Below are 11293 nucleotides of genomic sequence, written 5' to 3' on the forward strand. Positions count from 1 at the left end.
GTTCTGGCAGGAGCACAGAGCGAGTTCCGTGCCAACAACCCAAACCTCAGGCCGGTCAACGAGTTAGGCAAAACAGCGATTCGCCTCTGAACAGAAATGAACAGGTCAGGCTGAACAACTGAACAATCGGCGGGTTGACAATGAACAGTTCTGAACAACACTGAACGGGCCTTCCGCACCCCAGAACAACAATAAAGCAAGGGTCACCGCCATGAGCACACCGCTGGCGCACGATGCCATCATCCAGGACTCCTGGCGCCGCTGCCGGGCCTATGGCCTGGATCACCAGAGCACACCGAGCTTCGACCAACTGCCCGCAGACGGCGTCAGCCAGTTGCTGGAAAGCCAGCATTCCCTTGTGCAGACCACCCACCAGGAAGTGCTGCCCTACTACGAAAACATCCTCAGCAATTCCAACTGCCTGATCATGCTTGCCGACAACCAGGGCCAGGTGCTGACTTCGTGGGGCACCCAACGCTTTATCGACCCCAAGCTGGCCCGTGGTTTCAGCGCCGGCGCCAGCTGGATGGAGCGCTCCAGCGGCACCAACGCCATCGGCACCGCCCTGGCCTGTGCCCAGGCAGTGCATATCGAACATGACGAACACTTCCTCAAGGCCAACCGTTTCATGACCGGCTCGGCAGCGCCGATCTTCGATGCGCAGCGGGAAATCATCGCGGTGCTGGATGTGTCCAGCGACAGCTACCTGCCGCCCTCCCACACCCTCGGCATGGTCAAGATGATGAGCCAGACCGTCGAGAACCGGCTGATCCTCAACCTGTTTCGCGGTGAGCATTTCCAGCTGACGTTCAATACCGGGTTGAACAATCTCGACAGCCAATGGGCCGGGCTGCTGATTTTTGATGAAAGCGGCCAGGTACTGTCGGCCAATCGCCGGGCCGACAACCTGCTGGGCATCAGCCTGTCGCGGGTGTTGATCGACAGCCTGTTCAAGGTCTCGCTGCTGGAACTGCTCAACCAGCCCGAAGGCCTGCCCTTCTCGCTGCAAGCCGCCGGACGCAACCGTTTCCAGTGCCTGCTGAAACGGCCGAAACAGGCGCCAGTGCAGGCTCGCGTGTTTGTGGAAACGAAAAAGCCCCGCGAACCTGGCCCCACGGCCATCAGTCTCAAGACCCTGCACTTCGGCGATGCCCGCGTGGAAAAGGCCGTGCGTCAGGCCGAGCGCCTGCTGGAAAAGGATATTCCGTTGCTGATCCACGGTGAAACCGGTGTCGGCAAGGAAGTGTTCGTCAAAGCCCTGCACCAGGCCAGCTCTCGCAGCCAACAAGCGTTTATCGCGGTCAACTGCGCAGCGATCCCCGCCGAACTGGTGGAGTCGGAACTGTTCGGCTATGAAAAAGGCGCATTCACCGGCGCCAACCAGAAAGGCAGCATCGGGCTGATCCGCAAGGCAGACAAAGGCACGCTGTTCCTCGACGAGATCGGCGACATGCCCCTGCCGACCCAGGCCCGGCTGTTGCGGGTATTGCAGGAACGCTGTGTGCAGCCTGTAGGCAGCAGCGAGTTGTACCCGGTGGATTTGCGGATCATCTCCGCCACCAACCGCTCGCTGCGCGAACAGGTACAGCTCGGGCGTTTTCGCGAAGACCTGTATTACCGCATCGGCGGCCTGACCCTGGAGCTGCCGCCGCTACGGGAGCGCACGGATAAACAGGCGCTGTTCAAGCAGCTGTGGCAACAGCATCGCGAGCCGACGCAGTGGGCCGGGTTGAGTAACGAGGTGCTGGCCTTGTTTGAACAGCATCCGTGGCCGGGGAATCTACGCCAGGTGAGCAGCGTGTTGCAGGTGGCACTGGCCATGGCGGAAGAGCAGCCGATTCGGGCGGAACATTTGCCGGATGATTTTTTTGTGGATTTGAATGGGGTGGTGCCGGTGTGTGATGCAGTGGATGACAGTCTGGACCTGAATGAGCGACTGAAGGCGGTGGGCGGGAATATCTCTCACCTGGCCAGAGAACTTGGCGTCAGCCGCAATACCCTCTACAAACGCCTGCGACAAAACGGGAATTCTGTGTAGAAACACAATCAAAAATGTGGGAGCGGGCTTGCTCGCGAATGCGGTATATCAGTCGCTGATGCTTTAACTGACAGTCTGCATTCGCGAGCAAGCCCGCTCCCACATTGGAACTACATTGGGTTAGAGAAGTGGGTTCAGTTCAGGACCGGCGTTGCCCCCATTGGCACTTTGCGCCCTGGCGCCGCCATTTCAAACAACTGCTCCACCCGAGCACTCTCCTGCGCACTCGGTTTGATCGCCCATGCACACGCCACAAAAATCCCCGCATTGACCACCAGCCCCACAATCCCGCTGGTCAACGACCCCAGCCCGGGAATGTCGTCCGGATACATCGTCGTCAGCACAATCGCCATCACGATCCCCGCCAGCATCCCGGCAATCGCGCCTTCCTTGTTGCCGCGGCGGCTGAAAATGCCGAAGAACAGCGGCACCGCCAACTGGATAATCCCCTGGTAGGAAATCTGCGCCAGCAATTGCAGTCGCGCGTAATCAAAGGTCAGGTATGCCAGCACCGAGGCGGCAACGATAAACACCACCATCCCGGACTTGGCCAACAGCGTCAGTTGCCGATCGGTACGCGGGGTGTTCCAGGTAGCCAGGTCGTTGGCGAACTGGGTGCCGCAGACCTGCACGCAGCCGTCGACGTGGCCGATGCTCGCCGCCAGCACGATGACGATCGCCAGCGCCAGCATCCACGGCCCGCCGATGTCGAACAGCGAGAGGAACCAACCTTGTTGCGGGTGCGCGATGACGTTCGGGTCCTGGCTGATGGCCGCGGCAAACAGCATCAGAATCCCGTAGAAACCACCCACCAACAGGATCGTGTACAGCGTGCCTTTCTTCACCGCCTTGACGCCGCTGGCGGTGTAGATGCGCTGGAAGCTCATGGGCCAGCACATCGAGCCGATCACGCCGGTAAAGATCAGGCTGAACATGTACAGCGGGCCGTAACCGGTGCCGCTGGCGCCGGGAATCAGCAACATTTTCGCCGGCAGGTGCGACAGGTTGGAGAACGACGCCTGGTCGCCGAACAGCAGGAACACACACAGCGCCGCACACACGACATAGGCGATCAGGCCCTGGAACATGTCGGTCATGATCAGCCCGCGCATGCCCATGCTCACGGTCCAGTACTGGCGCACCAGCACCACCACCACGCCGGCGACCAGGCAGGTGGTGACGCCCCAGCGGCCGAAGCTGGCGAACTGGAACAACATCGCCAACGCCTGGATGCCCATCACCACCCACGGGAATACCGAGATGATGCCGATGATCGAGGCCACGCGCTTGACCACCGGGCTGTTGAAGCGCATGCCGAGCAAGTCCGGCTGGGTGCGCAGGTTGAAACGCTGGCCCCAGGTCCACGCGCGGCGGGCCATCAGGTACATTGCCGTCACGCCAAGGGTGGCGTAGACCATGCCGTAGAAGCCCAGGGCGCCGCCGATGGTCAGGGCGAAAAATGCGGTAAAGGTCGAGCCCGGCCACCACGAGTTGGTGTAACACATGGCGATGTACCACGGCCCATAGGAGCGCCCGCCTACGGCGTAATCGGAAAAACTCGTGCTCTCGCGGTTGGTGGCGTACAGCACGGCGATCATCCCGGCCAGGAACAGGCCGATGACGCCGAAGGTGATAAAGAGGTTGGCATCGCTGGTGGTGCTGATCATTGCGCATCCCCCTCTTCGGGTATTTCGCCGGCCTTCAATTCGGCGACGTACAACGCCCACAGGCCCAGGCCTGCGAGGACGGCAATGGCGATCCAGTAGAAGATCGGCAACGGTATGCCCAGTACCAACGCGGTACTGCCGCTCACGCTCAAATAGAACGGCGGGAATAAGGCGAGCATCAGCAACAGGAAAAAGTACACGCCAAAGAGTTGGCTTTTCAGGCGTCCGGGTGGTGCGCTATCAGATTTCATGAGTCGGGTGCTCCTTGAATTTGTGGATCGTTTTTTTGTGTGATCAAACAAAAATCAAGCAGTGAAAACGCAGGCACCAATCAGCGCCCAAGTGACTTCATTCAATGCATTATTGTTGTCTGGCGCAGGCTCAAGCCTGTCTTAGCCAGGTTTCCCATTGCGAATCGTTGATGATGCTGCGGGCACGCATGTGCTTCCAGGTGCCGTATTTGTAGAAGTCGAAATCCAGCTGCGACACCGCGTGCTGCACCATCGCCCAGGTCGACCATTTGATGTCCGCCAGGGCCTTGTGCAACTTGATGCGCGCGAGGTTCTGCGGGGTGACCTGGCCGAAGTAATCCTCGATCAGGGCCAGTTCCATTTCATCAGTGAAAAACATTTCGCCGAACCACAGCGCCAGTTCGTAATGCCGGTCGTTGTTGGAGGCGTATTCGAAGTCCACCAGACGAATTTGCCGACGGTCGTTGAGCATGAAATTACCCGCCAGGGTGTCATTCATGCAGGGAGCCAGGTCGATGCCGGAAGCTTGCAGCACGCCCCGGGCGCGGTCGCATTGGCGGCGCAGCCAGGCGTCGTCGGCGGGCTTGCAGCCGTTGAGTTGCTCCACCTGCCGCTGGTGCTCGGCAATCATGTCGAACACGGTCTTGGTCTGCACCAGTGGCGGCTGGTCGTTGAACGCCTTGAGGGCGTGCAGCGCGTTGTGGCGCACGTCGCGGTCGAGGAAGTCGTGGTTGGAGGAGGCGCGCCAGCCCTCCATGAACTCGAAGACTTCCACGCCGAACTCTTCAAGGAATGCGAACACCGGCGCGCCATAGCCGGTTTGCGCCGCCTTGAGGCTGGCGTCGTGGGCCGTGCGGCGGTCGATGAACATCTCGGTGCCCACGCCCGGCACCTTGAAGAAATACGCAGTGTCGATCCCGGCCACTTCCACCCGCCAGTTGGTGTTGGAAATCCCGCCGCTGACCGGTTCATAACGAATGCCGGTGCCGCCCCAACTGGCAACCCCGCGCACCGCCGCTTCCAGCTGACACTCTTGTGGCGTACACGCCTCACCTAACGCTTTCATGCCTGCCCCTCCTGTACCTGACGTAGCCAACCTTCAAACCGCGGGTCTTGCAGACTTTGGCGGCAGCGCAACAGCGTCCACTGCCCGACCTTGGAAAACTCCAGCGGCCGCGCCGAGGTAGCGCCGACCCACAGGCCCCAGAGCGTCCAGAACCAATCGTTGATCAACGCGTACAAGCGGCAGCGCGCATAGTCACTTTCACGGCACTCGCCGGCCCAGGCATGGATGCCTTCGCGCCAGTCGTTTTCGAAGACGTACAACTCGTTAAGGCTGATGGCCACGTCGTACCAGGGATCACCACTGCCGGCGTAATCGAAGTCGATCAGTTGCAAGGCGCCGTCCGGGCCGATCATCACGTTGCTCGCCACGCCGTCGCCGTGCAGCGGCACCGAGTCGCTGGCGTTCAGTTGCAGCGAGGTCCAGGCCAGGTCAATGCAGGTGCTGATCCAGGCGTGGTCGATGGGCAAGGCCACGCTGTAGCGCACGCATAATTCGCGCAGGTGCTGGATGTCTTGCAGCGGCGAGCGGGCGAAGCCCGGCGAGGTGCCTTGGTGCAATTGTTTCTTCAGGGCCCAGAGCGCTTGCAGGCGCTGGGGCTGCATCAATTCGTCGAGGCGGGCCCAACGCCACTCGCTGGTGGGCAACGCATCCAGCAGCAACACGCCGGCCGTGGCATCCACCAGGCGCACACCCGGCGTCACGTCGCAATCAGCTGCCAGTTGGGTGGCGCGGGCAGTGCGTTCAATGTCGATCAGCGCGCGCATGTCGTCATGCAAGACTTTGGCGTAACACTGGCCCCACGGTGCGCTGACGGTAAAACCGGCCCACTCGGTGGCCAGGCGTACCGGCGAGGCAATCCCGGCGGTGCCCTCTTCGACCACCACATGGGCGGACAAGCCGGCGGCCTCCAGGGCGCCCAGCAGCCGTGACTTTGCTTGCAAACGACTCGACATGGCAGACCTCAGCGGTAGGCGTTGGGGGTGGAACAGGCGCGGTGCAGCAACGCGGTCAGCATGTGCAGGCCGTTGCGCATGTCCTGTTCGCTGGTGAATTCCGCTTCGTTGTGGGACACGCCGTTGCTGCTCGGGATAAACAGCAGGCACACCGGGTAATGCCGGCTCAGGCTGATGGCGTCGTGGCCTGACACGGTGACGCTGTTGCCGATGGGCAAGCCCAGTTGCTGGCCGACGCCATAGGCCAGCTCGGCAAAACCGTGATGCAGGTGGCTCGGCTCACGCAGGGCGCGGCTTTCGATGCTGTAGTCAGTCGACGTGGCGCTGGCGGTGGCCTTGAGGCTGGCGTCCAGGCGCGCACCGGCTGCGGCCAGTAATTCGGTGTCGGGCGAGCGGTACTCGACATGCAACGTCACGCTGGAAGGCACCACGTTGGGGGAATTGGGATAGATCTCCAGGCGCCCCACCGAGCTGTGCAGTTGCACGCCGTGCAGGTCGGCCTCGGCCCGCACCGCAGTGATCGCGTGGGCGGCGGCCAGCAAGGCGTCCTTGCGCGCGGCCATGGGCGTAGGGCCGGTGTGGTTCTGTTCACCGATGAACCGAATCCGTTGCTTGAGGGCGGCCCAGGTGTCGCGCACCACACCGATGGCCAGCCCGTCGCGCTCAAGGCCATCACCTTGTTCGACGTGGATTTCCACATAACCGGCGACGTCCAGCTCGACGCGGCCCTCCCCCAGATAACCAATCTGCTGCAGCGCATGCTTGAGGCTGATGCCATCGCCATCGCGGCAGGCCCAGGCGTCCTGCAGGGCCAGGTCACCGGTGAACACGCTGCTGCCGATCAGGCTGGGCTGGAAACGCGCGCCCTCCTCGTTGGTCCAGTTCACCACCGCCAGGTTGCACGCCGGCGTTTCGCCGCGCTCGCGCAGTTGGCGAGCCAGGCTGGCCACCGCGACCGCGCCGGCCAGCACGCCGTAGACGCCATCAAATCGCCCGGCACTCGGCTGGCTGTCCAGATGCGAACCACACAGCACGTAGGGCGCTTCTGGATTAAAGGTGATCAAACCGAACATGTTACCCACTGCATCCACACGCACGTCAAAACCGCGTTCAGTCAGCCAGGCCGCGAACAGGTCGCGCACGGCGCCGTCTTCGGCCGAGGCGGCGAGGCGATGCAGCCCACCGGCCTTGGTCGCGCCGATGGCCGAGGTGTCGCGGAACAGCGCCTCGAAGGTTTCAAGGTCCTGTTCACTGGGCACCAGCAACTCAGGGGTAAAGGATATCGACATGGGCTTGCTCCAGGCGGGTCGCAAAGTCGTTGGACGGCGCACGATTGGTGACCAGGGTCGTGATGGCGCTGAACGGCAGCGTATTGATAAAGGTGCGGTGGCCGAACTTGGCGTCATCGGCCAGGATCACGCTGCGCAGGCTGTGTTTGGTCAGTTCCCGGCGCAGCAGCGCCTCGGGCTCCTGGTAGTCCATGAACCCCAGCTCAAGGTCGACAGCGCCGATGCCCATGAAGGCAATGTCGTAGTGGAACTGTCGGACGAATTCCAGGGTGTGGGCGCCAATCAGCGCGTTGTCGTTGCGGCGCACATCGCCGGGCACCACCAGCACCTGGTTGGCGCTTTGCTCGGTGATCAGGCGGGCGATGTCCAGGGAGTTGGTGATGATGCGCAACTGGCTGAACGCGGTCAGTTGCTGGGCCAGGGCCAGGGTCGAGGTGCCGGTGTCGAGGAACAGCACCATGCCTTCGCTCACCAGCTTCGCTGCACACACCGCGATACGCGTCTTGGCCTGGGGCTTGATGCGGCTGCGCACTTGCAGCGGCTGTTCTTCGTTGAGCCGCGGCAGGATCGCGCCGCCGTGGATGCGCCGCAGCTTGCCGGCTTCTTCCAGGTACTTGAAGTCGCGGCGGATGGTTTCTTCGGAGACGAACAGCGCCTGCGCCAGGTCCGACGCCTTGACGCGCTGGTGTTGGGTGAGCAGGAGCATGATTTCGTCGAGACGTGGCTGGTTGAGCATAAAAGAGGTATTCCAGGGCAGGTTCAGGCGGCCGGTATTGCGCGCCCCACGGCGAAACGCGGCGCGAGCCGGTCCAGCGGGGAGCATAGAACGTAATACAGCCATGGACAGGGTCACGGGTACCTCTCACTCATCAGGGTGTGAAAGGGCAGGACAACACAAAGCGTTTATCACGGGCGGGCTTCTTTTGAGCCCACTCCGGGTGCAATCAATCAAGGCATCAGCATCGGGGGGAGGTGCTGATCCCAGGGGGCGATGGCTTCGACGGCCGCGCAGAATTGCAGCACCTGGGCGTCGGCAAAACGTGGGCCGATCACCTGCAGGCCAATCGGCAAACCGCTCGGGCTGAAGCCGCAGGGCAGGCTGGCAGCGGGGTTGCCGGTGATATTGAACGGATAGGTAAACGGCGTCCAGCGGGCCCAGGGCACCGCGCCCTCCTCGCCCGGCCAGCCCTCGGGGGCAACCCGGTCGGCGGCGAACGGCAGGATCGGCATCGTCGGCATCAGCAGTACGTCGTAGTCATTAAACAGCGCGTGTACCTGATTGGCGAACAGTGCACGTTGCTGCACAGCCTTGAGGTAGGCCGCCAGATCGTAATCGGCGGAGCGCTTGATCAGCGCAGCGAAACCCGGGTCCAGTTGGTCGAGGCGATCGGCCAGGGATTTGCCATAAGCGATCCCGCGCCCGCCGACCCACAGGGTTTCGAAGGTGGCCAGCGGGTCTTGCCAGTCCAGGTTCAGGGTGGTGACGGTGACCGGCAGCTCATCCGCAAGGTAATGCACCGCCGCTTCGACGGTGGCGGCGATGACCGGGTCCACCGGCGTATCGAACAAGGTCGGGCAATACGCCACACGCACGGGGCCCAGCGGTTGGTCGCAGCGCGCCAGGTAGGACTCGGTGGGCGCGGGCAAGGCCTGGTGATCCAGCGGATCGGGGCCGGAGAGGATATCGAAGAGTAACGCGCTGTCGCGCACGGTGCGGGTGATCGGGCCGGCGTGGCTGAGCATTTCAGTGGCGGACCAGGGCCAGGTGGGGATGCGCCCAAGAGAGCCTTTAAGAGCGAATGCACCGCAAAAGGCGCCGGGAATGCGCACCGAACCGCCGCCGTCGGAACCCAGCGTGGCCGGGACCATGCGTGCTGCCACCGCAATGGCCGAGCCGGAACTGGATCCTCCGCTGGTGAGCTGGGGGTTCCAGGGGTTGCGGCCATTGCCGAATACCCGGGAGGTGCTGGCGCCGGTCCAGCCGAATTCGGTGGTGGCGGTCTTGCCGAGGATGATCGCGCCGGCCTCCTTGAGGCGGCGGATGATCGGGGCGTCCTGGGTGGGGACGTTGTCCAGGCCGGTCAGCGAACCGCGGGTGGTGCGCAGATTGGCGGTGGAGAACAGGTCTTTGATGCCGAAGGGGATGCCGTGGAGCGGGCCACGAAATTGGTTGGCCTGCGCTTCTGCGGTCAGGATTTCAGCCTGCTCCCGCGCGGATTCGGTGTAGACGTCGCCGAAGGCATTCAGTGTGGGATTGTGGGTTTTGATGGCTTCGAGGCTTTGCTCGACCAGTTGCACAGGGGTCAGTGTGCCTTGGCGGATGCTTTCGGCTGCGTGCAGGACGCTGGGCATGTGGGTCAGTGAGGTATCAGTCTTCATTGAGCATCCTGGGACATCTGCGAAATGATCCAGCGGGTACGTCAATAGACGCCAAGGGAATGGAAGCTGTCAAGTTGGATTTGTTGCGTATGTGGGTTTTGTGGGATTTATTTTTGTCGGAGATTTGGCTTACGAAAACGGGTCGGTTTAGCCGGGGATTTGGCGAAACGTCCTATCAGTAGCAGCGGATAGCTCTGACTTCTTTCTCTTACAAACCTCTGCAAAGTCCCTCGCCTGATCACACAGCGCGAGGGAACGCCGATGTTTTTTTCGATTAATGCCCTGCCCGATGGGGCTGCCTCTTGAATCCCGCCCTAGGCAGGTTGGCCCTGGCTCCCATGGATGTGGAGACGAAGGACGTTGAAGCGGTCTTTCGTAATTTCAGGGAGTGCCTTAACTCGTTTGACGATTGGGCTGAGAGCTTCTGGAGCTTTTCGTCGCTGGAAGTCGAGCAGGTGTTCAAGGTTGGGGATGAGGTCGCGCTGGTCGCGCCTGTTTCCTCTAAAGCCCCCAGTACCACCGTTGCAATGTGCAAACCCAATGGTGCGCTGACCCTGGTGCATATGTTTGAGAGCAAGCGGTTTGTGCCGATCGGCAACACGCCGGTCATGCTCCAGGCCATCGCCGAGGACGGCAGCCTGATCGGTCCCCCCATTCATAAAACCATCGGCCCCAGCGGCATCCTCGAAATCACCGACTGCACGCGCGACCAGCAGTATCAGGTCAGCTTCTACCCCGATGTTTCCAAAGATCACGTCAAGGCGCTCTACGCCTCCTATCAGTCGGTGATCAGCTCACTGGAAAGCAGCTTGCGCAGTGAATGGACGAGCACCTTCGAAGAGCAGTGGAAACAGTACTCAAACGCCAGCGCCCTCGACCGTCGCAAGTTGATGGACGCCGCGTTTGTGCGAGGGATTACGAACACGCTGTACAGCCTTTGGGACGGTATTCCAAACCTGTACGACTGGCTGGCGGACATCAAACCCAATAGCGAAAAGTTGCTGCAGTACCTCTCCCAAGGCGAGCTTGAAGAGCTGTTGAAGCTCAGCAATGAGGCCATTGCCAACGGTCTTCTGGTGCTGAGCGATGAACCGCTGCTGTTCATCTATCTGTCGGCGATGTTCAGTTGGGCGCAATTGCTTCCGCCGCCGGACATGAACGAGCTGCTGGGGGAAATGACTTCCGAGGTACTGCTCAACCTGCTGTTGCTGTGGGCTACCGGCGGCATGGGTGTGGCGGTGCGTTTGGGCCCGCAGGTGCTGGGCAAGGTCAGGTCCGGCCGGGCACGGGTGTTACTCGAGCAGATGGCCAAGTTGGGCGAGGCACCACGGCTGGACTGGCACCCCAGTGTGCTTAAGCCGGTGTCGCTTAAAAATGATCCAGTGTCGATCAAGGCAGCGGCCGTGCCGTTGAAGGCCGGTGTAAACGAGGTTTCGAATCCGGCAGCGCTAGTCCGAAAGCCTAAAGCGGCGCGCACGGCGCTGGTGAAGCAAGAACATGTGGATGATGCCCCGGCTTCGGCGAAAAACCCCAATGGGGATGCTTCGGTCTGTTCGGCGAATACCTGTACCAATGGCTGCCCGGTTTCGATGGTTACTGGTGAGGAACTGCTGACCCTCACAGACGGCTCGTTGGAGGGTGTCCTGCCAT

8 protein-coding genes and 1 pseudogene are annotated in these 11293 nt (G+C 61.7%); 2 read left to right on the plus strand and 7 right to left on the minus strand.

What is annotated here, in order from left to right:
• Window positions 1-211: 211 nt before the first annotated feature.
• Complete coding sequence (locus A462_RS23345) at window positions 212-2038, plus strand: sigma-54-dependent Fis family transcriptional regulator (protein WP_008433053.1); 1827 nt, start codon at window positions 212-214, stop codon at window positions 2036-2038.
• A 134-nt stretch (window positions 2039-2172) separates the two neighbouring features.
• Here A462_RS23345 and A462_RS23340 read toward each other — a convergent pair whose 3' ends face one another.
• From A462_RS23340 to A462_RS23310, 7 genes are all read right to left on the minus strand, one after another.
• Window positions 2173-3705, minus strand: a complete 1533-nt coding sequence (locus A462_RS23340) for a sodium:solute symporter family protein (protein WP_008433056.1) — start codon at window positions 3703-3705, stop codon at window positions 2173-2175.
• A complete protein-coding gene (locus A462_RS23335) occupies window positions 3702-3956 on the minus strand; it encodes a hypothetical protein (RefSeq protein ID WP_003218518.1) in 255 nt (84 codons plus the stop codon). The genes A462_RS23340 and A462_RS23335 overlap by 4 nt, the downstream gene beginning before the upstream one ends.
• Window positions 3957-4086: 130 nt before the next feature.
• A complete protein-coding gene (locus A462_RS23330) occupies window positions 4087-5022 on the minus strand; it encodes a choline kinase family protein (protein ID WP_003218516.1) in 936 nt (311 codons plus the stop codon).
• Complete coding sequence (locus A462_RS23325) at window positions 5019-5975, minus strand: aminoglycoside phosphotransferase family protein (protein WP_008433059.1); 957 nt, start codon at window positions 5973-5975, stop codon at window positions 5019-5021. The genes A462_RS23330 and A462_RS23325 overlap by 4 nt, the downstream gene beginning before the upstream one ends.
• 8 nt (window positions 5976-5983) lie before the next feature.
• Window positions 5984-7264: a M20 family metallo-hydrolase gene (locus tag A462_RS23320; RefSeq protein ID WP_008433060.1), complete on the minus strand. Its 1281-nt coding sequence runs from the start codon at window positions 7262-7264 to the stop codon at window positions 5984-5986.
• Window positions 7242-8000 carry a DeoR/GlpR family DNA-binding transcription regulator gene (locus tag A462_RS23315; RefSeq protein ID WP_008433061.1) on the minus strand — a complete coding sequence of 253 codons (759 nt, stop codon included), beginning with the start codon at window positions 7998-8000 and terminating at the stop codon, window positions 7242-7244. Before A462_RS23315 ends, A462_RS23320 begins: the two co-directional genes overlap by 23 nt.
• A gap of 212 nt (window positions 8001-8212) precedes the next feature.
• Window positions 8213-9616, minus strand: coding sequence for an amidase (locus A462_RS23310; RefSeq protein ID WP_032899092.1), 1404 nt, complete (start codon window positions 9614-9616; stop codon window positions 8213-8215).
• A 365-nt stretch (window positions 9617-9981) separates the two neighbouring features.
• On the opposite strand from A462_RS23310, the pseudogene A462_RS23305 reads away from it, so the two are divergent.
• Window positions 9982-11293, plus strand: a pseudogene (locus tag A462_RS23305) (type IV secretion protein Rhs); the annotation flags it as partial.

It is taken from the genome of Pseudomonas sp. Ag1 (genome assembly GCF_000278565.1).
Classification (GTDB): domain Bacteria; phylum Pseudomonadota; class Gammaproteobacteria; order Pseudomonadales; family Pseudomonadaceae; genus Aquipseudomonas.

Bases quoted from the DNA above. Each gene is read 5' to 3' on its own strand.
- A462_RS23335 (WP_003218518.1), bottom strand. From the start codon at position 3,956: ATGAAATCTGATAGCGCACCACCCGGACGCCTGAAAAGCCAACTCTTT.
- A462_RS23325 (WP_008433059.1), bottom strand. From the start codon at position 5,975: ATGTCGAGTCGTTTGCAAGCAAAGTCACGGCTGCTGGGCGCCCTGGAG.
- A462_RS23315 (WP_008433061.1), bottom strand. From the start codon at position 8,000: ATGCTCAACCAGCCACGTCTCGACGAAATCATGCTCCTGCTCACCCAA.
- A462_RS23330 (WP_003218516.1), bottom strand. From the start codon at position 5,022: ATGAAAGCGTTAGGTGAGGCGTGTACGCCACAAGAGTGTCAGCTGGAA.
- A462_RS23320 (WP_008433060.1), bottom strand. From the start codon at position 7,264: ATGTCGATATCCTTTACCCCTGAGTTGCTGGTGCCCAGTGAACAGGAC.
- A462_RS23310 (WP_032899092.1), bottom strand. From the start codon at position 9,616: ATGCCCAGCGTCCTGCACGCAGCCGAAAGCATCCGCCAAGGCACACTG.
- A462_RS23340 (WP_008433056.1), bottom strand. From the start codon at position 3,705: ATGATCAGCACCACCAGCGATGCCAACCTCTTTATCACCTTCGGCGTC.
- A462_RS23345 (WP_008433053.1), top strand. From the start codon at position 212: ATGAGCACACCGCTGGCGCACGATGCCATCATCCAGGACTCCTGGCGC.